21 protein-coding genes are annotated in these 17,818 nt (G+C 74.0%); 4 read left to right on the top strand and 17 right to left on the bottom strand.

All coding sequences use genetic code 11. The features are described 5' to 3' along the window. Window positions 1-36 precede the first annotated feature (36 nt). From ACZ7LB_RS27790 to ACZ7LB_RS27775, 4 genes are all read right to left on the bottom strand, one after another. Window positions 37-621, bottom strand: a complete 585-nt coding sequence (locus tag ACZ7LB_RS27790) for a hypothetical protein (protein WP_471472006.1) — start codon at window positions 619-621, stop codon at window positions 37-39. Between the two features lie 117 nt (window positions 622-738). Then, window positions 739-1,581 (bottom strand): MurR/RpiR family transcriptional regulator, encoded by an 843-nt coding sequence (locus ACZ7LB_RS27785; RefSeq protein WP_471471962.1) that lies wholly within the window; start codon window positions 1,579-1,581, stop codon window positions 739-741. 97 nt (window positions 1,582-1,678) lie between these two features. After that, window positions 1,679-2,320, bottom strand: coding sequence for a pyridoxamine 5'-phosphate oxidase family protein (locus tag ACZ7LB_RS27780; RefSeq protein ID WP_471471961.1), 642 nt, complete (start codon window positions 2,318-2,320; stop codon window positions 1,679-1,681). Next, the gene (locus ACZ7LB_RS27775) at window positions 2,321-2,728 is read right to left on the bottom strand and encodes an ArsR/SmtB family transcription factor (RefSeq protein WP_161224590.1); all 408 of its coding nucleotides are present in this window, start codon (window positions 2,726-2,728) and stop codon (window positions 2,321-2,323) included. A gap of 265 nt (window positions 2,729-2,993) precedes the next feature. On the opposite strand from ACZ7LB_RS27775, the gene ACZ7LB_RS27770 reads away from it, so the two are divergent. The 3 genes from ACZ7LB_RS27770 to ACZ7LB_RS27760 all read left to right on the top strand — a co-directional run bounded on the left by ACZ7LB_RS27770 (window position 2,994) and on the right by ACZ7LB_RS27760 (window position 6,348). Continuing rightward, window positions 2,994-4,241 carry an MFS transporter gene (locus tag ACZ7LB_RS27770; protein WP_471471960.1) on the top strand — a complete coding sequence of 416 codons (1,248 nt, stop codon included), beginning with the start codon at window positions 2,994-2,996 and terminating at the stop codon, window positions 4,239-4,241. A gap of 200 nt (window positions 4,242-4,441) precedes the next feature. Continuing rightward, window positions 4,442-5,200, top strand: a complete 759-nt coding sequence (locus ACZ7LB_RS27765) for a thioesterase II family protein (RefSeq protein ID WP_471471959.1) — start codon at window positions 4,442-4,444, stop codon at window positions 5,198-5,200. Between the two features lie 26 nt (window positions 5,201-5,226). Next, window positions 5,227-6,348, top strand: coding sequence for a helix-turn-helix transcriptional regulator (locus tag ACZ7LB_RS27760; RefSeq protein ID WP_471471958.1), 1,122 nt, complete (start codon window positions 5,227-5,229; stop codon window positions 6,346-6,348). 61 nt (window positions 6,349-6,409) lie between these two features. Here ACZ7LB_RS27760 and ACZ7LB_RS27755 read toward each other — a convergent pair whose 3' ends face one another. The 13 genes from ACZ7LB_RS27755 to ACZ7LB_RS27695 all read right to left on the bottom strand — a co-directional run bounded on the left by ACZ7LB_RS27755 (window position 6,410) and on the right by ACZ7LB_RS27695 (window position 16,805). Then, entirely contained in the window at window positions 6,410-6,799 is a 390-nt protein-coding gene (locus ACZ7LB_RS27755; protein WP_471471957.1) for a holo-ACP synthase, read from the bottom strand. A gap of 36 nt (window positions 6,800-6,835) precedes the next feature. Then, window positions 6,836-7,996 carry an acyl-CoA dehydrogenase family protein gene (locus ACZ7LB_RS27750; RefSeq protein ID WP_471471956.1) on the bottom strand — a complete coding sequence of 387 codons (1,161 nt, stop codon included), beginning with the start codon at window positions 7,994-7,996 and terminating at the stop codon, window positions 6,836-6,838. Next, window positions 7,989-8,558 (bottom strand): hypothetical protein, encoded by a 570-nt coding sequence (locus ACZ7LB_RS27745; RefSeq protein ID WP_471471955.1) that lies wholly within the window; start codon window positions 8,556-8,558, stop codon window positions 7,989-7,991. Before ACZ7LB_RS27745 ends, ACZ7LB_RS27750 begins: the two co-directional genes overlap by 8 nt. Continuing rightward, complete coding sequence (locus tag ACZ7LB_RS27740) at window positions 8,555-9,394, bottom strand: hypothetical protein (protein ID WP_471471954.1); 840 nt, start codon at window positions 9,392-9,394, stop codon at window positions 8,555-8,557. The genes ACZ7LB_RS27745 and ACZ7LB_RS27740 overlap by 4 nt, the downstream gene beginning before the upstream one ends. A gap of 11 nt (window positions 9,395-9,405) precedes the next feature. Next, entirely contained in the window at window positions 9,406-9,666 is a 261-nt protein-coding gene (locus tag ACZ7LB_RS27735; RefSeq protein ID WP_471471953.1) for an acyl carrier protein, read from the bottom strand. A 41-nt stretch (window positions 9,667-9,707) separates the two neighbouring features. Next, window positions 9,708-11,030, bottom strand: a complete 1,323-nt coding sequence (locus ACZ7LB_RS27730) for a type III PLP-dependent enzyme domain-containing protein (protein ID WP_471471952.1) — start codon at window positions 11,028-11,030, stop codon at window positions 9,708-9,710. Then, window positions 11,027-12,505: a preATP grasp domain-containing protein gene (locus tag ACZ7LB_RS27725; protein ID WP_471471951.1), complete on the bottom strand. Its 1,479-nt coding sequence runs from the start codon at window positions 12,503-12,505 to the stop codon at window positions 11,027-11,029. The genes ACZ7LB_RS27730 and ACZ7LB_RS27725 overlap by 4 nt, the downstream gene beginning before the upstream one ends. A gap of 4 nt (window positions 12,506-12,509) precedes the next feature. Continuing rightward, the gene (locus ACZ7LB_RS27720; protein ID WP_471471950.1) at window positions 12,510-13,460 is read right to left on the bottom strand and encodes a 3-oxoacyl-[acyl-carrier-protein] synthase III C-terminal domain-containing protein; all 951 of its coding nucleotides are present in this window, start codon (window positions 13,458-13,460) and stop codon (window positions 12,510-12,512) included. A gap of 7 nt (window positions 13,461-13,467) precedes the next feature. Continuing rightward, window positions 13,468-14,295 carry a class I SAM-dependent methyltransferase gene (locus ACZ7LB_RS27715; RefSeq protein WP_471471949.1) on the bottom strand — a complete coding sequence of 276 codons (828 nt, stop codon included), beginning with the start codon at window positions 14,293-14,295 and terminating at the stop codon, window positions 13,468-13,470. Between the two features lie 18 nt (window positions 14,296-14,313). Beyond that, window positions 14,314-14,553, bottom strand: a complete 240-nt coding sequence (locus tag ACZ7LB_RS27710; protein WP_471471948.1) for an acyl carrier protein — start codon at window positions 14,551-14,553, stop codon at window positions 14,314-14,316. A gap of 131 nt (window positions 14,554-14,684) precedes the next feature. Further along, the gene (locus tag ACZ7LB_RS27705) at window positions 14,685-15,065 is read right to left on the bottom strand and encodes a holo-ACP synthase (RefSeq protein ID WP_471471947.1); all 381 of its coding nucleotides are present in this window, start codon (window positions 15,063-15,065) and stop codon (window positions 14,685-14,687) included. Between the two features lies 1 nt (window position 15,066). Beyond that, window positions 15,067-15,939 carry a class-II aminoacyl-tRNA synthetase family protein gene (locus ACZ7LB_RS27700; RefSeq protein WP_471471946.1) on the bottom strand — a complete coding sequence of 291 codons (873 nt, stop codon included), beginning with the start codon at window positions 15,937-15,939 and terminating at the stop codon, window positions 15,067-15,069. Further along, window positions 15,936-16,805, bottom strand: coding sequence for a diiron oxygenase (locus ACZ7LB_RS27695; protein WP_471471945.1), 870 nt, complete (start codon window positions 16,803-16,805; stop codon window positions 15,936-15,938). Before ACZ7LB_RS27695 ends, ACZ7LB_RS27700 begins: the two co-directional genes overlap by 4 nt. Before the next feature lie 363 nt (window positions 16,806-17,168). On the opposite strand from ACZ7LB_RS27695, the gene ACZ7LB_RS27690 reads away from it, so the two are divergent. Further along, the gene (locus tag ACZ7LB_RS27690) at window positions 17,169-17,606 is read left to right on the top strand and encodes a hypothetical protein (protein WP_471471944.1); all 438 of its coding nucleotides are present in this window, start codon (window positions 17,169-17,171) and stop codon (window positions 17,604-17,606) included. Window positions 17,607-17,818 lie beyond the last annotated feature (212 nt).

Raw genomic sequence — 17,818 nt, 5'->3', positions numbered from 1 at the left:
GGCCCGGCCCCGGTGCTCCGGCTGGAGCGGTGCGGCTCAGGCCGCGGGTGTCCTGGTGCGGCGGGCTCCGCCCGGGGCCGCGTCGCCCGCGGCGGGGCCGGTGGAGCGGTAGGCGGTGACCGAGCCGCCCGCCGGACGGCCGCCGGAGGCGTCGAGGCCGTCCACGGCGACCCAGAACAGGACGTCCCCGTCCTGCTCGCGGCGGCCGATCCAGGCGGCCTTGAGCCACAGCCCCGCCCCGCAGCCCGCCAGCAGCATGCCTCCGGCGGCGGGCAGGACGAACGCGGACGCCACCGCCGCGAGGAGGGCGAGCAGCAGCCACCGGCGGTGCCCCCGGCGCCAGTCGCGCAGGGTCACCGCGCGGTCCTGGAGGACGTCGTGCCGCTCGGCCCGGGTGGCGGCACCGGCCAGGGCGGCGTACCGGCCGCGCCGGACCAGGGCCGCCGCGGCCGCGGCGACGAGGAACAGCGCGGCCCCGGCGAGGACCCCGATCCTGCGCCCCGTCAGCCCCGGCGGCACCGCCCCGACGCCCGCCGCGCAGACGCCCAGCCACCACAGCGGCGCCGCCCCCGCCCGTACGACGACGGCGACCCGCGCCAGTCCCTGCCCTCCGCGTCCCACGCGTGCCACGTCCGCTCTCCCGTCCGCTCCTGCCCCCTCGAGGGCGCTGTCAGACGCCGCAGGATAACGGGGCCTCCTGAGACGCGTCTGAGAACGGGGGCCGCCGCACGGGCGGGCTCACTCCACGAACAGGCCCCGGGAGGCGGCCCGGGCGTCGAACTCCTCCAGCCGGGCCTGGGCGTCCGGCAGGTCGTCGCACATCGCCTCCAGCAGCACCCGGCCCAGCAGCATCGGCGCGCAGGCGGTGTCGAAGGCGAGCCCGGTGCCGACGGCGGCGGGGAGCAGCAGGTCGGACACCTTGGCGACCGGCGCGAAGGCGGAGTCGGCGACGGTGACCACGGTCAGGCCGGCCCCCTTGGCGTGGGCGAGGGCGTCGACGACCTCGCGCGGATGCCGGGGCAGGGCGAAGCAGAGCAGGGTCCCGGCCCCGGCCCGGGCGGCGGCGTCGATGCGGTCGAGAAGCACGGTGCCGCCCTCGTTGAGCAGCCGTACGTCCGGGTGGACCTTGGCGGCGAAGTAGGCGAAGCCGTGCGCCTGGGCCGCCGCCGCGCGCAGCCCGAGGACCGGCAGGGGGCGGCTGCGGGACAGCAGACGGCCCGCCTCGCGCACCGGGCCGGGGTCGGCCAGGGCCTCCGCGAGGTGCCGCAGGTTCTCGATCTCGGCCTCCACGGCCTGCTGGTACTCGTTGCAGACACCCGCGTCGGCCGGCTGCTCCAGGGGGGCGAGTTCGCGCAGATGACGGCGGAGCGCCGGATAGCCGTCGAAGCCGAGGGCGACGGCGAAGCGGGTCACGGAGGGCTGGCTGACCCCGGCCAGCTCGGCCAGCTCCACGCTGGACAGGAAGGGCACGTCGGCCGCCCGCCGCACCATCCCGTGGGCGATGCGCCGCTGGGTCGGTGTCAGCCGGTGCCCCTCGAAGAGCGCCTGCAACCGCGCGGCCGGGCTGTCGCTCCCGCTCATGCCGCTCCCCCTCGCCGTATTCACACACCCCGAATCCTGCATACCGTTATACAGCGAGGGCGGAGTCGGTGACGCCGGGAGGGAAGGGGGCGGACGGTCAGCGGGGGTCCGGGGCGTCGCGTTCCGCGAGCCGTGCGCGCAGCCGCTCGTTCTCCCGCTCCAGCGCGGTGATCCGGGCGCGCACCGGTGCGAGGCTCTCGGTGAGTTCGGCCTGGGAGTAGCGCGGGGTGATGTGCCGGGAGCAGTTCCAGTTGAGGCCCTCGACCGCGACGACGGTCAGGCGCTCGACCGGGCCGTCGGAGCGGACGCCGTCGACCACGCGGGCGATGCCCGGGTCGTCCGCGAGCGGGAGCGTCCTGGCCCGGCCGAACAGCTTCAGCCGGGCCTGCCGGGCGTAGTCCATGAAGAAGAGCGAGACGCGCCCGTCGGCCGCCAGGTTCCCGGTGGTGATGTACTGCCGGTTGCCCCGCACCTCGGCCCAGGCCAGCGTCACCTGGTCGAGCAGGTGCACGAAGCCGGGCGGGCCGCCCCGGTGCTGGACGTAGGGCCAGCCGGTCTCGCCGACGCTGGCGAGGTAGAAGCCGTCGCGCTCGCGGATGAAGGCGGCCTCGTCGGGGCCGAGCGGGTCCGGGCCGTGGTCGCCCTGTGCGAGGGCCCGGAGGCCCACCTGGGCGCTGCCGTTCTCCTCCTGCGCCCGGCGCACGCTCTCGGTGTAGGCGAGATGCGCGTAGCGTCCCATCTAGCGTCCTCCTCCTGGTCCGGTGCCGTCGGGGCCGGCGGCGACGGCGTCGTCCGGGTCCGCCGCGGGGGCGGGAACGGGCGCGGGGACGGCGGCCGGAGCGTCCAGGATCGAGGCGAGCAGGCCGGGGAAGCGCCGGTCCAGCTCCGCCCGGCGGACCCGGCTGACCCTGGTGTTGCCCCGCAGATGCGTCTCCACCAGGCCGCTCTCGCGCAGCGTCCGCAGATGGTGGGAGACGGTGGACCGCTTCACCGGGAGGTCGAGGCCGCCGCAGGGCGCCTCCCCCTGGTCGGTGAGCAGCCGCACGATCTGCAGTCTGACCGGATCGGCCAGGCACTGCAGCACGGCCTGGATCTCCACCGCGGCCAGGTCCGGCTGCGGCAGCCGCGTCGCGTCCAGCGTTCCCATGATCTTCTCCCGTTCGACCCCGTCATGCCGGGCGGCATCCCGGATGCGCGTCCCGTCGGTCCGTGCCGGCGACGGCTCCGCACCGGTGCCCCGCCGCAGTCCCCCGCCGTCCCCCGCTGCCCGTCGATGCCCACCGGGCCCGCCGCGCGCCTCGGCGGACGGCGGCGGGCTATGTCGATGTTCATCGACATCTACGATACATGTCGACCATCTATTACGATGGCTGTCGACCAAGTCGACGACCATCGAACCACGGAGCCCCTCCATGACCTCAGCCGCGCGGACCGTCAGCGCACCGGAAGGACCGGTCTGGCGAAGCCATGCCGCGGTGCTGGCGCTGGGCACCTTCGCCGTCGGCACCGACGCCTTCGTCATCGCGGGCCTGCTGCCCGACATCAGCAGCTCCCTGGACGTCTCCGTCGGGGCCGCCGGGCAGCTCGTGAGCGTGTTCTCCCTGGCCTACGCGCTGTTGTCGCCGGTGCTCGCGGCCCTCACCTCCCGCTGGTCCCGGCGCACGGTGCTGATCACCGCGCTCCTGGTCTTCGCCGTCGGCAACGTGGTGACCGCGCTGGCCCCGGACTACCCGCTGGTGCTGGCCTCCCGGGTGGTGGCGGCGGCGGGCGCGGCGATGTTCACGCCGAACGCGGGCGCGACCGCGGCCACCCTGGCCGGTCCGGAGCACCGGGGCCGGGCCATCGCGATCGTGACCGTCGGCCTGACCGGATCGCTCGCCCTCGGCGCGCCGCTCGGCACCGCCATCGGCAACGCGTGGGGCTGGCAGGCGACGATGTGGTTCGTGACCGCCCTGGCCCTCCTGGTGGCCCCGGTCATCGCCCTGCGGCTGCCCGACGTCACGGTCGGCGGCCCGACCCGGCTGCGGCAGCGGCTGGCGCCGCTCGCGGACCGCAGGGTCGTCGGGGTGCTGGCCGGCACCCTGATCGCCTTCGTCGGCGTCTACCTGCCCTACACCTACATCAGCGCCGTCTTCGAGCCCGCCACCGGCGGCGACGGCGGGAAGGTGGCCGTCCTGCTGCTGGTGTTCGGCGTGGCGGGCACGGTCGGCAACCTCACGGCCGGCCGGCTGGCCGACCGCAGGGGGCCGCGCGCGGTGGTGATCGGGGCGACGCTGCTGCTCACGGTGGTGTTCGCGCTGACGGCCCTCGCGCACTCCTCCTACCCGGTGGCCGTCGTCCTGACGGCCGTCGCCGGAATCGGCTCCTGGTCGGTGACCGCGCCGCAGCAGCAGCGGGTGATGGCTCTGACCGCCCCCGGCACCGAACCGCTGGCCGTCTCCCTCAACGCCGCCGTGATGTACCTGGCGATCTCGCTGTCGAGCGTGCTCGGCGCCGGGCTCCTGGACGGGGCCGGGGCCGCCTGGATCGCCTGGACGGGAGCCGCGTTCGTGCTCGCCGCGGCCGGGGCCACCGCGCTCACCGGGCGGACCGAGCGGACCGCGGACGCCTCCGCGACCGCGGCGCCCGCCCCCCGGGAGGCGGCGCCGCGCACCCCGTGAGACCCCGGAAAACGCCCGGCGGGATTCACCGCGCACCGCTCTCCCCCGTCCGTCCGGATTCACCCGCCGCATTTCCGCCACACCCCCGCGCACACCGGCACCATCGCCATTGACACACCCAGGCATCGACAGTAGCGTCCGAATGCAGCACACACGCATCTCTCTTCCACTGGTCGTACGGGCTCCGCACGGAAGGCACAATGGAGATCCCAGAGATAGCAAGCGGCAATTCATGGATACAAATACTCTCCCCCCACCGAGAATCCGCCGTCCGCCTGGTCTGCTGCCCCTATGCGGGCGCCTCCGCGACGGCCTACAGCGCGCTTTCGGCCGCATTGCCCGGGTCGGTCGAGGCGCTCTCCGTCCAGTACCCGGGCCGCCCCGGCAACCGTGACGAGCCACCGGTCGCGGACGTCGGGCCGCTCGCCGACCGGATCACCCGGGAGCTGCGCGAGTGGATCGGGACACCGCTCGCCGTGTTCGGCCACAGCTTCGGTTCGGTGGTGGCCTTCGAGGTCAGCCGCCGTCTGGAGGCGGCGGGCGGCGGCCCGGTCCATCTGATCGTCTCCGGTCGCCGCGCCCCCTCCGACGGCCTGGGCGCGCACACCCCGCGCGACGACGCCGGCATCGTGGCCGAGCTCCGGGAACTCGGGTCGATTCCGGCCAGGGTGTTCGACAAACCCAAGTTCCTGCGTCCCGTCCTGGCCGTGGTGAAGAACGACTACGGCGCGAACTCACGCTATCTCGCCGCCCCCGACGCGACCGTCGGCTGCCCCGTGACATTCCTGCTGGCCGAATCCGACCCCTATGTCACGGACGGCGGCGAGCAGGGCTGGCGCCGCCACACCTCCGCGGATTTCCGCGTCAAGCACTTCCCGGGCGGCCATTTCTTTCTGAACGACCAGACGGAGACCGTGGCCGAAGAAATCACCAAAACCCTTTTGGCAGACATTCACTGACCGCCGGATGAACAGGACGGAAAACAGTGACGCGGGAAATCCCCCCACCCAGCGCGCCGCACGCCCCCTCCCCGTCCGCCACCGACCCCCTTCCCGTACCCCGCGCCCCCGCACCGGAGGGCGACTCCCGATTACGCCCCGCGGCGCTGCCGCGGCGCGACGGGACCGACGACGAACTCGCGGTCCGCGCCTACGAGTACGCGCTCTCCCGCCACGCCGTGACCGCGCGGGAGACGGCCACCGCCCTCGGCCTGCCGGTGGCGACCGCCGAATGGGTCATGACGCGCCTGCGCGACCTCAAGCTGGTCCGGTACTGCGCGGAACAGCGGACCTACACCGCCACCGACCCGGACTCCGCGCAGGTCGAACTCGTCCTGCCGGTCGAGGCGCTGATCCACGAGAAGCGGCGCGAGGTCGCCTGCATCCACCAGCGGCTGGGCCGCTTCCTCGCCTCCTACCAGCGGCACCAGCGCTCTCAGCGGCGCGGTGAGCTGGTCGCCATCCTGGAGGACCCGCGCGAGGTGACGCTGCGGCTGGCCGACTCCATCCGCCGCGGCTCGGACGAGATCCTGACCATGTGGCCGGTGAGCAGCCACGAGACCAATCTGCTGACCGAGACCGAGGTGCTCTCCCAGGAGGCGGGCCAGCGCGGGGTGGCCCTGCGCACCCTCTTCCCGCACACCGCCATGTCGCACCCGAGTTTCCGCGCCACCCTGCACCAGAACCGGGACGCGGGGGTCGACGTGCGCACCTCCGAGGAGATCGCGCACTTCCTCGTCGTCGTCGACCACGAGGCGGCCTTCCTGCCGACCGACTCGGCGGCCGGCCGCGGGCCCCTGGTCACCGCCGTCTACGAGCCGGTGATCGTGAACCTCCTGCGGGGCCTGTTCGAGAACGTCTGGCAGTCCGCGTGCTCCTTCACCGGGGGCAACGCGCCGGAATCGGCCCTCGACAGCGTCAAGGGCTCGATCCTGCGGATGCTCGCCTCGGGGCTGAAGGACGACGTCATCGCCCGCCGGGTCGGGATCTCCTCGCGGACGCTGCGGCGCCACATCTCCGTGATCATGGAGGAGCTGAGCGCCGAGAGCCGCTTCCAGGCGGGCGTCGCCGCGGCCAACGCCGGTCTGGTCGACGGTCTCGTCGGCTGAGCCCCGGCGGGGCCGCCCGGCCGCGCGCCCGCCGCACGCCGCCCCGCCCCGCCGCACCCCGTCAGCGCGGCGGGGCGGGGTGCGGGACGCCGATCGCCGCGGCCACCACCAGGCCCCGCTTGTGGGCGATGGAGACCCGGACGGTGCCGATGCCCCGCTCGCGCGCGTGCCGGGCGGCGGCGTCGGAGAGCCGCACGACCGGGCCGCCGTTCCCGTCGCGCAGAACGGCCACCTGCCGGGGCGTCACCCCGGCCCGCACCCCGGTGCCGATGACCTTGAGCGCGGCCTCCTTCGCGGCGAACCGCCCGGTGAGGAACTCGCGGGCGCGGCCGGCCCCGAGGCCGTCGGCGAGGGCGAGTTCACCGGCGTCGTAGACATAGGCGCGGAACCAGGGGCGGCCGAGCAGCCCCTCCAGCTCGTCCTCGGCGAGGACGTCGATGCCGATCCACACGTCCGGCTCCCGTCTCTGTGTCGGCGGCGGGCGGCGTCAGGGCAGGAAGGTGCCCCTGGTGACGCCCTGGAAGACCGCGAGCCGCTGGATGTGGCCGGTGCCCTCCATGAACTCGAAGGCCCGGGCGTCCCGGTACGCCTTCTCCAGCCACGGGTCCTCCAGCAGGGCCGCGGGGCCGAGCAGTTCCGCGGCGGCCAGGGTGGCGGCCTCGGCCAGTTCGGCGGCACGGGTCTTGATCCCGGCGACGCGGTCCGCCCGCACGGTGCCCGCGTCGATGGCCGCCGCGACGGCGTGGTTGCGGTGCCGGGCGGCGGCCAGCCGGTCCTGGAGGTCCTCCAGGCGGTGCCGGGCGGCCCCCGCGAGGCCCGGCCGGCGCACCCGCACATGGTCGAGGACGGCACGGGTGAGTCCCAGCGCGGTGCCCGCGAGCACCGGCCGGAAGCGCTGGAGGGTGCGGATGGCGCCGACGAGTCCCCGGCGGCTCGGCTTGAGCGTGTCGTGGCCGAGGACGTGCTCGCGCTCGACGCGGACCCCGTCGAGGGTGATGGCGGAGATCCGCGCGCCGCGCAGCCCGACGGTGGGGATCAGCTCGGCGCGGTAGCCGGGGTCGGCGGTGTCCACCAGGACCGCCTCGATGCCGAGCGGGCCCGGCGCGCGTCGGCAGAAGACGACGCCGAGCTGGGCGAACGCGGCGTTGCCCACGTACCGCTTGGCCCCGTAAAGCCGGAACCCGTCGCCGTCGGGGAGGAGTTCGGTGGTCAGTTCGGCGGCGGCGGAGCCCTTGCCCGGTTCCGTCAGGCCGAAGAAGGTCCAGACGGGCTCGGGCCCGCCGAGCCGTTCGTAGTAGGCGTGGCGCTGCTTGTCGTCGCCGAGCGCGGCGACGGCGACGCCCGACATCAGCGGTCCCGGGCAGGCCAGCATGAACCCGGCGTCGCCGTAGCTGAGTTCCTCGATGGTGAGGGTGTGCTCCAGACAGGAGCGCATGTCGTAGGTGTACGGGCCGATGCGCAGCGGTGCGGCCAGGTACTCCACCGGGACGGTGCAGCGGCGCATCAGGTCGACCGCGGGCAGGTGCAGCCACCGGTCGACGGCCGTGGGGTCGCGGTCCAGTTCCAGGCCGATCGGGCGGAGTCCGGCGGCGGCCTCGCGCACGTGGTCGCGCAGCAGCACGGCCCGCCGGGGCAGGGTGTCAGTCATCGGCTGCCTCGGGGTGCAGATAGGTGTTGCCCAGCAGTTCGGTCAGATGGAGCAGGGGGCCGGGTCCCTCGGCGGTGAAGCCGTGGGCCCCGTGCAGCCGCAGCGCGGTCCGTCCGGCGGCCACCAGGTCGCGGTGCACCCGGTGGCGCCGGGCGGGCGTCGGCCCGGGCAGCTCCAGCAGGTCGTGCGACTCGGCGAGGACCAGGGCCACGTCGGCCACGGCGCCCCGGACGAGTTGGCGGCCGAGCAGCGGGCTGCCCTCGGACTCCCGTCCGCCGAGCCGGTGCACGGCGTCGTCGAGGGTCTCGGCGAGGGTCCGCCACTGCAGGCGCACCAGCGCCGCGCAGAAGGCGCCGTACGCGGCCGGGTCCGCCGGTCCCCCGGCGCGGCCGGCGGCGAGCCGGCCGTGGGTGCCGGGCAGCGGGCCGCCGCCGGTGAGCCGTTCGGCCGAGGCCACGGCCCAGCCGGTGCCGGAGGGGACCGTGCCGCCGGGCAGGGCCGTGTCGTGGCAGGCGTCCAGGGCGGTGGCGAAGGCGCCGATCCGGTCCCGCGCGGCGCTCATCGCGGTCCCCCCGCCGGGGTCGCGGACCGGGTGGCGAGCACGGCGATGTGGGTGTCGCCGGAGCGCGGGTCGGTGTCGCAGAGGACCACGGTGCGGTGGTGCCGGCACCAGAGCCGCCACTGGCGGGCGAGGGCCAGCCACAGCCCGGTGGCGTAGGTGCCCCGGTTCACCCGGTACGGGGTCGCCGTGGCGGTGACGGGGCGGAGCGCCTCGTGGTCGGTCCAGGGGCCGGTGACGAGGAGGGTGCCGTCCGGGTCGGCGGCGGTCAGCTCCGCGAGCCGCCGCACGGGGTCGCCGGTGGCGGGGACGGTCTCGACGCCGGCCAGCCGGGGCCCGTCACCGGTGCCGAGGACCAGGACGACGCCGGAGTCGACGAGCCCGTTGTCGTGCACCAGGGGGAAGCGGGTGGGCAGGGTCGTCTGCTCCAGCACGGCGAGCACCGCCCGCCCGGCGCGTCCGGCGCGCTGGAAGGCGTCGATGGCGCGCAGCGCGGTGAACGGCGCGGCGAGCCCCTGCTGATGGATGCCGAAGTTGACGGACCGCCCGCCGAGCAGGTGGTCGAGGTGGGGGGCGATGGCGGTGAAGGGGGTGAGGTCGGGCAGGGCGTGGGCGACGACGACCAGGTCGGGGTCGCTGTCCCGGACGCCGTCGGCGCGGGCGAGGCGGTCCACGAGGTCGCGGTGGCCGACGTTGGGGCCGTCGCGGAGCAGTCGCTCCTCCACCTCGGCCCCGAAGGAGGCGGCCAGGGCGCGGTGGTGGGCGAGGTCCTCCGGGGAGTCGTCGAAGGGCCGGGCGGGAGGGGAGACCACCCCGGAGGCGGCGAGGAGGGTCGGCATGGCGGTGTGCCTCACACTCCGCTCGGGGCCTGCTGCGACAGGACGTAGTCGGTGAGGCTGCCGACCGAGGCGAAGTCCTCCATGTCGAGGTTCTCCGGGTCGACGGAGATGTCGATGGCGTCCTCCAGCGCCATCAGCATCTCCAGGACCGAGGTGGAGTCCAGGTGCAGGTCGTCGAAGAGCCGGGTGCCCTCGGTGAGTCCGCTGACGGGACGTTCCAGCACCTCGCTCAGGGCCGTCTCGATGGCGGCGACCGCGGTGTGGCGTTCCATGTGCTTCTCCTTCGGCGGGTGGGGGGCGGGACGGCGCGGGGTCAGGGGCGGGCGCCGGGGTCGGGCTCGGCGCCGGGGTCGGCGCCGGGGTCGGGGTCGGGGCCCACCATGTGCTGCTTGGCGAGCAGTTCCTCCGCGCGGTCCCGCTCGCGGACCAGATGGGCGGTGCCCCGGTGCACCATCACCTCGGCCGGGAAGCCGTGGCTGAGGAAGAGTCCGGGCGAGGCACTGGGCCCGTAGGCGCCGGAGCGCTCCACGCCGATGAGGTCGCCGGGCTCGACGCGGGGCAGCCGGACCTTCTTGCCGACGACGTCGTTGGGGGTGCACAGGGGCCCGGTGACGGTGTAGGTGTGCGCGGGGTCCTCGGCGGGGCGGCTCAGCGAGCGGATGGGGAAGTTCCGCTTGACGAAGCTGCCGATGCCGACCGCGGCCATGTGGTGGTTGGTGCCGCCGTCCGCGATCACGAACGTCTCGCCCAGCGACTCCTTGACGTACAGCGCGCGCACGACGTACGTGCCGCAGGGCGCGGCGAGGTAGCGGCCGAGTTCGTTGATGAGCCGGCAGCCGGGGTGGTCCCGCAGGAAGGGCTCCACGGCCTCGTTGATGCCGTCGACGGTGGTGGCGAGGTCGAGGTCCTTCTCGTTGTCGAAGTAGGCCACGCCGAAGCCGCCGCCGAAGTCCACGGTGTCCAGGTCGATGCCGAGCCGCTCGGCGAGTTCGGCGGACAGGGCGAGGATCTCGCGGGTGTTGTGGACGATGTCGTCGGCGTTGAGGAACCGGGTGCCCATGTAGGCGTGGAAGCCCCGGATCCGGACCCGGCCGAGGCCCGCGAGCGCCCCGGCCGAACGGCGCAGCACCTCGGCGTCGATGCCGAACTGGCGGGGCTTGCCGCTCATCGCGAGGCCGGAGCCCTTGGTCCGGAAGTCGGGGTTGATCCGCAGCAGCACCGGCAGGTCGGCCACGTCGTGTGCGGCGGCGAGGCGTTCCAGTTCCACGACCTCGTCGAGGGACTCGCAGACCACGGCGTACAGGCCGGCGGTGACGCAGGCCTCCAGCTCCGCGGGGGTCTTTCCGGGGCCGAGGAAGATCACGTCCTCGGGGGCGATGCCGGCCCGCCGCACGGTCATCAGCTCGGTCAGCGAGGAGATCTCGGCACCCGCGCCGAGCGAGCCGAGCCGCTCGCAGACCGCGACGTTGGGGTTGGCCTTGAGGGAGTAGAAGACGTCGACGGCCGGGTGCAGCCGCTCGCGCAGGCCGGTGAACACGTCGCGCAGGACGTCGGCGTCGTAGACGTAGAGCGGGGTGCCGAACCGTTCGGCGAGCGCGGTGATGTCGATGCCCTGGACGTGGTGCGGGCCGGTCATGAGGTCCTCCCGGTGGTGTCGAAGCGGCTCAGCGCCTCGGTGACCCGCCGGTCCAGGGCGTCCAGTCCCGCCCGGTCGGCGGCGAACTGCATCGTGTAGAGGCGTCCCTCGAACGGGGTCCCGGGGGACGCGGTCGCCTGGGCGTTGACGGTGCCGAAGCAGGTGATGACGAGGCCGTCCCGGCCGGACGGCGGGTCGAGGAGCGGGCCGAGCGCCTCGGTCACCTCCTCGAAGGCGACCGGGGCCGCCGGGCGCAGGGTGTGGTGGCGGGCGAGCGTGATCCCCTGCCCGCGGCCGAACCGCTCGCTGACCCTGCCCTGGTAACTGGACATGTTGAGGCGGGCGTTGATCTCCAGCACCGGGTAGACGAGCCCGTCCCCGCCGAGCAGCGCGTCGACGCCGACGATGCCGGTGAAGCCGTCCTGGTGGAGCCTTTCGCCCAGCGCCTGTGCGGCCGCCCCGAGTTCGTCCCGCTGTCCGGCGTCGAGGCCGGCGGGCATGACGTGGCCGAGGTGCACGCCGCCCGCGGTGATGGCCTGTTTGACGAAGTCCTGGCGGACCCGGCCCTCCCGGTCGATGGTGAACTGGTGGTTCAGGTCGGCCCGTTTGGGCAGGAACGCCTCCACCACGACGTGCAGGCGGTCGTCCCCGCTGCTCGCGGCCCGCCGGTCGACCATGCGCAGCAGCCGGTCGGCCTTGCGGCGGCTGTCGAGGACCACCAGCCCGCGGCCGGAGACGCCGAAGGCGTCCTTGACGACGACCGGGCCCGGGTCCTCGCGGAACCGTTCGTCCAGGGCGCGGTGCAGTTCCCCGACGGTCTCGCAGCAGTGGCCGGGGATGGTGCGCAGCCCCAGCTCCTCGGTGACGCGGCGGCTGTAGATCTTGCTGTTGACCCGTTCGTAGACGGCGGCCGGGGGCACCGCGAGGCGCAGGCCGGTGAGCCGGGCCAGGTGCTCCTCCTGGTCGGAGACGCCCATCGGCATGAGCCAGGCGCCCCGCCGGGCGAGCCCGCGCAGCCGGTCGAGGAGTTCCGGTGAGCGGGACACGGCCTCGGCGGTGCCCGCGTCGCCCGCCGGCGCCGGGGTGACGAGTCCGGTGGGGGTGCCGAGCCCCAGGGCGTCGGCGTAGCGCCGGTAGCCCTCGTCCAGGGGGCGGTCCAGCAGCAGGTGGTCCCCGGGTTCGGCGAGCAGCGCGCCGAGTTCCTCCATGCGCTGCACGGTGGCGGTGGTGGCGGAGCCCCGCACGGCCGGGAGCCCGGTGTAGGAGCGGGCCCAGCGGCGTTCGACCTCGAAGTTGCACAGCCAGACGAACCGGGCGTCGCGGTCCTTGGTGAGGGCCTCCTTCAGGTCCTTGGTGTAGGTGAGGTCCGTGCGGGGGCGGCCCGGGCCGGGGAGGTCCGCGGCACGGGCGGGTCCCCCGGCCCGGTCGGGGGCGGGGGCCGGGGCCGCCGGAGCGGGGTGCGTGCGCTCGGTCATCGGATCACCGCGCCCTGTGGGTGACGACCATGGCGCCGAAGGTGGCGCCCAGGCCCACGGAGACCAGGACGTAGTGCCCGCCGTCCACCAGGCGGCCGTTCTCGCGCAGCGTCGTGTAGTTGACGAACACGTCCGAGGCGTAGGTGTGGCTGTAGCGCGGGATGTTGTCCAGGAAGAACTTCGCGGGGTCCGCGCCCATGGCCTTGATGGTCTGCCGCCAGGACACCGTGTTCACGTTGTGCGGCACGACGAGGTCGATGGCGTCGAAGTCCAGTCCGGCGGCGGCGACCGCCTCGTGGATGACCTCGCCGAGCACGGTGCCGTAGACCTGCCCGAACCGCTGGATCTGCTCGCGGGTCATCTCCAGCCCGGCGGCGAACTCCCCCAGGGTGCGGGTGGTGAAGGACCGCACCTCGTCCCCGGGGCCGCCCACGGTGACCAGGCAGGCCGCCGCGGCGTCGGCCATGATGGCGCTGTTGGGGATGAGCTGGACCTTCGGGGAGTAGGCCCGCTCACCGGTGACCATGAGGGCGTAGGCGCCCTCCGGGGCCTCGGCCCGCAGCAGTTCCCCGGCCAGGTCGATCGCGCCGAGGCTGCTGACGCACGCCTGCTGGCTGAGGGCGAACGCCTCGGCGTCGTGCAGGCCCAGGTCCTGGCGGATCACCTGGGCGGCGTCGATGTGCGGCGGGGTGACGGTCTGCACGGTGTGCGCGTAGACGACGTAGCGGACGCGGCGTCCCTCGGGCAGCGCCTTGAGCGCCCTGCGGGCGGCGGGCAGGACCAGGTCGAACAGCCCGCCGTCCGGGTCGAAGCGGAGCCGGTCGAGGCCGTAGATCCGGCGGAAGACGCCGATCTCCGGGCGCCGGAGCCCGAGGCGGTCCGCGACGTCGTCGATGCGGACGCTGCGGTCGGGGAGGAAGGACTCGACGCGTTCCAGGGTGGTGGCGGTCGGCATGCCGGCCTCACTCCCCGACGTACTCGGCGCGCACCAGCCAGCTCCGGGAGGCGCCGCGCCGCTCGCGCGGCTGCACCTGGTAGGGCCAGCGGCCCTCGCCCGCGCCGGGTTCGCCGGGCTCGCGCACCTCGTGCGTCTTCCAGCCGGTCCCGGCGAGGAACCGCTCGGGTTCGTCGGTGCCGAACCGCCAGGGCGTGCCGTCCTCGCGCAGTCCCCGCAGGAAGCTCTGCGAGAAGGGGCTGCGCAGCAGGGCCCGGCTCACGAAGTCGACCACGAGGCGGCTGCCGGGCGCGGAGACCGAGCCGAGGGTGCGCAGCAGTCCGGCGGCCTGGTCCTCGGTGAGGAAGAACAGCAGCCCCTCGGTGATCCACACGGTGGGCCGGGAGGCGTCGAAGCCCGCGGCGGCCAGCGCGGGGAGCCAGTCCCCGGCCAGGTCGGCCCGCACCTCGCGGCGGTCGGCGCGGGCCTCGGCGCCCAGCCGCCGCAGCCGTTCGCGCTTCTCGTCGATGAGCGCGGCGTGGTCGACCTCGTACACGGTGGCGCCGTCGGGCCAGGCGAGCCGGAACGCGCGGGTGTCCATGCCGGCGGCGACGAGGACGATCTGGTCGGCGCCGGTCTCCCGCAGCACGTCCCCGACGGCGTCGTCGACGTACTTGGTCCGGATCGCGATGAAGGGCAGCAGCCCTCCGCCGCCGTAGCGCGCGAGCAGTTCGAAGCCGCGGGGGGCGGCGAGGTCCCGGGCGTAGGGGTCGGTGAACAGCGCGTCGCCGTCGCGCTCGGACTCCACGGCCCGGGCGGCCGCGGTCCACTGGGCCGTGTAGGAAACGGCTTCCATGGTGTGCTCCCTCCTGGGTCAGACGGTCGCGAAGAACGCCTTCTCGATGGCCGAGAGGGTCTGGAAGTCCTGGATGTCGATGGCGTCGAAGTCGATCTCCGCGCCGCTCGCGCCCTCGATCGTGTAGACGAGCTCGACGAAGGACAGCGAGTCGACGAGCCGGTTCTCTATGAGGTTCTCGTCGTCCGACACGGACGCGCGGTCCGGATGGCGGCCGAGTATCCACGCGCGTACGTCTTCGATTCCTGCCGAAGCCATGTCCAACTCCTCGCTCGGGTGGGCCTGTCGGGGTGGGGACGGTGCGGTGCGGCGGTGCGCGGGGGCCGTGCGGCGGTGCGCGGAGGGGCCGTGCGGCGGTGCGGTGGGGCGCGCCCGGGGCGGGGCGGCCGTCAGGCGCCGGAGTAGGCGATCGCGATGGCGCAGGGGTCGTCGTGCGCGATGCTCACCGCGATGGCGCCGACCAGGGACTCGGCGGCGAGGCGGGCGGCGCGTCCGCGCAGCCGCACCACGGGCCAGCCGCCCTCCTCCCGGAGGATCTCGATGTCCTGCCAGGGCAGGGTCTGCCCGGCCGTCCGGAACAGCTTGAAGACGGCCTCCTTGGCGGCCAGCCGGCCGGCGATGCCGGGGACGTCCGGCTCCCGCCCGGTGCGCAGGAGCCGCTGTTCCTCGGCGGACAGCATCCGGGTCAGGGCCGTCCGCCCGTCGGCGGCCAGCAGTTCGCGGACCCTGCCGTAGGGGACCAGGTCGATGCCGACCCGCCCCGCGTCCACGTCAGGAGACCTGTCCGGCGGCCCGCTCCACGGCGTCCAGGGCGCGCGCGGCGTCCCGGCCGTGGTGGTCGAGCAGCACCGCGACCCAGCGTTCCAGCCCGAAGGCGACACAGCTCGTGAAGGCGTGCCCGCCGTCCGGCGCCAGGCGGATGCCGCACCGCTCGCCGAAGAAGTTGCGGTGGGTGTTGACGGAGGCGATGGCCAGGCCGTCGGACTGGAACTCGTACTTGACCGGGCTGAGCCTCGCCAGCAGCGCCCGTGCCCCGTCCGCCTCGAAGAACGGGTCGGTGGCCGCCAGCTTGTCCAGGGGCAGGCCGAGGGCCCCGGCGAAGTCAGCGATGACCTCCGCGAACCGGGTCACCACCCGCTGGGTGTGCTCGAACGAGCCGAGCGCCACGATCTCCCGCATCTGGAAGCTCAGCAGCCGCCGCAGTCCGTCGTAGTGGTCCTCGTGCCGGAAGCAGCGGTTGACCAGCGTCACGAGGGTGTCGCCGGGCAGCCGGGTGTCCTCGTAGTACAGGTAGGCGCCGTAGCAGGTGGCGTGGGGCAGGCCGAGCCGGGCGCCCCGGAGGTCGCCGGGCAGGAAGCGGCCCGCCTCGGGCTTGCCGGCGCCCTGTTCGAGGTCGAGCGGGGCGGCGGCCAGGGCGAGGTGCGGGAAGTTCGCGTAGACGTCGAACTTCTCCAGGTCGGACACCGGGTAGAGGGGCGGCGGCATGATCTCGTCGGCCCCGGCGGCGGTGCCCCATCCGGCGAAGACCCGGTCCAGGGCGCGCAGCAGGGCGGTCGGCCCGGGCGGCAGGATCACCAGCGCGTCCCCGGCGGTGCCGTCCCGGCCCCGGGTGAACTCCCCGGTGCGGTGCGGGGCCGGGCTCACCGGATGATCCCGGTCTTCCGCAGGTACTTGGCGGTCTTGCGGAAGACGGATGCCTCGAACTCGGCACGGGCGGGGCCCGTGAGCAGTTCCCGGCGCAGCTCCTGCGGCTTCTCGATGCCCGCGTCGCGGTAGACCTGCGGGTTGTAGAGCGACTCGAAGCTGAAGGTCATGTACCGCTTCAGGTAGTCCGAGATGTCGTCCAGCTCCCGCTCGCCGGCGTTCCTCCGGACGTCGGCGTGGAGCACGGCGACCAGTTCCCGGCCGAAGGCGATGTGCCGGGACTCGTCCTGGTGGTGGATGCGGTTGATGGCCCGGATGGTGTCGTGCAGCCGGTCGTCGAGGGCCATCCGGGAGTTGAAGTGGTCGACCAGTTCCTCGAATATGAGGATGCGGGCGAAGACCAGCAGGCTCTCGACGGGGGACCGGGGAATGTCGGCGGCGACCCCGCCGGGCTGACGGTATATCTTCCCGCCGTAGCGGAGGCAGAATTCCGCGAAGAACCACATGTGCTCGTTCTCCTCACCGATGAAGTGGTGGAAGAACTCCGAAGGGGTCTCGAAACCCGCCGTGTGGATGCGCCGGGTCACCTCGATGAGCAGTTCGCGGATACCGTGCACATTGAGGCTGTAGAAGTTGATGCTCTCCTGGCGCGAGAGCGCGTGGAGCCGCTCCGGGCCGAGCCGTTCGGCCGCCGGTGTCCCGTGGGTGGTGGTGAGTTCGGGACTCATCCACCACATGTCCTCCGGCAGGGTGTCCGGCCATTCGAAGAGCTTGTACGGGTTGTAGTACTCCTCGACCGATTTGCTGCTCAGCCGGTCCAGGATCGTCAGGAACCGCTCATCCCGTTGAATGAGAGAACTGACCATGCCCACTCCCTCGCGTCGTCTTAGCGGCGGCGGTGGCGACTGCCCGCCGTTTTTCGGAAACCGACACGGTCAACTACGTTAGGGAGCCCTATCAAGGGTGGCAACAACCGAAAGCGGACTGTCCTGGACCGGTCAACCCCGAAAGGTGGGACCGGAAACCCCGGGGCCGGACGGCGAACCGCACGGGGGAAAGGGAACGGTGAATGCCCGGGGCGGGGCCGTCCAGCCGCCCCGGCCGGGAACACCGTCCCCGGCGGGCGCCCCCGCTCCGCGCCCCGTCGCGCCGGGCCTCCCGTCCGCCCCCGGCCGGAGCCGGGGGGTAACCCCAGTGTCCCCGCCGGGTCCGTCGCCTACGGTGACAGCGTGACGGCAACGGACGGGCGGGACCCTGACCTGAAGAAGGAACTCGACGCGACCCTGCGGGCCCGCAGGGACCTGGGCGAGGAGTACGACGCGGCGCTGGTGGAGTCGTTCCTGGAGAAGATCGACCGGCGGATCGACGGCGCGGTCGAGCGCCGGGTGCGGCGGGTGCTCGCGGAGGAGCGGATGACGGCGGCGCGGGAGTCCCGCTCGCCCCGGTCCACGGACTCCTTCGGCGAGCGCTTCGGCTTCGGCATCGTCTCGCTGGTCCTGGCGGTACCGCTGTCCGCGATCGGCGGCGGCGTCGGACGGCTCCCCGGGCTGCTGGTCGCCTGGGCGGGCATCGTCGGCGTCAACATCGTCCAGGCCGCCCGCACCCACCCGGGCCTCTTCGACCGCGCCCGGCGCTCCGGGGGCGACGAGGGCGGCTGGAAGGACTGAGACCGCGCGGGGACCGCCGCGCACCCCCGTCTCCGGGGGGCGGGACGGCGGCGGGGCCCCGCGGGGGACGTCCGGACCCGGCCGGCGGCCGGGCACGGCGCCCTCGGCGCTCGTGGAGGTCCGGGAGCCGCTCCGGCAGGTCCGTGGCGCCGACGCGTTCCACTCTCGCGCAGCCGTGTGACGCCGGTACCGCGGCCACGTGTCGCGCGCGT

This window comes from Streptomyces sp. NPDC107521, assembly GCF_055598485.1.
This window is presented reverse-complemented; position numbering and strand designations above follow the sequence as displayed.

Coding starts and splice junctions, on each gene's coding strand:
- ACZ7LB_RS27695 (WP_471471945.1), bottom strand. CDS start 16,805: ATGGTCAGTTCTCTCATTCAACGGGATGAGCGGTTCCTGACGATCCTG.
- ACZ7LB_RS27745 (WP_471471955.1), bottom strand. CDS start 8,558: ATGAGCGCCGCGCGGGACCGGATCGGCGCCTTCGCCACCGCCCTGGAC.
- ACZ7LB_RS27780 (WP_471471961.1), bottom strand. CDS start 2,320: ATGGGACGCTACGCGCATCTCGCCTACACCGAGAGCGTGCGCCGGGCG.
- ACZ7LB_RS27740 (WP_471471954.1), bottom strand. CDS start 9,394: ATGCCGACCCTCCTCGCCGCCTCCGGGGTGGTCTCCCCTCCCGCCCGG.
- ACZ7LB_RS27720 (WP_471471950.1), bottom strand. CDS start 13,460: ATGCCGACCGCCACCACCCTGGAACGCGTCGAGTCCTTCCTCCCCGAC.
- ACZ7LB_RS27785 (WP_471471962.1), bottom strand. CDS start 1,581: ATGAGCGGGAGCGACAGCCCGGCCGCGCGGTTGCAGGCGCTCTTCGAG.
- ACZ7LB_RS27775 (WP_161224590.1), bottom strand. CDS start 2,728: ATGGGAACGCTGGACGCGACGCGGCTGCCGCAGCCGGACCTGGCCGCG.
- ACZ7LB_RS27735 (WP_471471953.1), bottom strand. CDS start 9,666: ATGGAACGCCACACCGCGGTCGCCGCCATCGAGACGGCCCTGAGCGAG.
- ACZ7LB_RS27770 (WP_471471960.1), top strand. CDS start 2,994: ATGACCTCAGCCGCGCGGACCGTCAGCGCACCGGAAGGACCGGTCTGG.
- ACZ7LB_RS27730 (WP_471471952.1), bottom strand. CDS start 11,030: ATGACCGGCCCGCACCACGTCCAGGGCATCGACATCACCGCGCTCGCC.
- ACZ7LB_RS27715 (WP_471471949.1), bottom strand. CDS start 14,295: ATGGAAGCCGTTTCCTACACGGCCCAGTGGACCGCGGCCGCCCGGGCC.
- ACZ7LB_RS27750 (WP_471471956.1), bottom strand. CDS start 7,996: ATGACTGACACCCTGCCCCGGCGGGCCGTGCTGCTGCGCGACCACGTG.
- ACZ7LB_RS27725 (WP_471471951.1), bottom strand. CDS start 12,505: ATGACCGAGCGCACGCACCCCGCTCCGGCGGCCCCGGCCCCCGCCCCC.
- ACZ7LB_RS27710 (WP_471471948.1), bottom strand. CDS start 14,553: ATGGCTTCGGCAGGAATCGAAGACGTACGCGCGTGGATACTCGGCCGC.
- ACZ7LB_RS27765 (WP_471471959.1), top strand. CDS start 4,442: ATGGAGATCCCAGAGATAGCAAGCGGCAATTCATGGATACAAATACTC.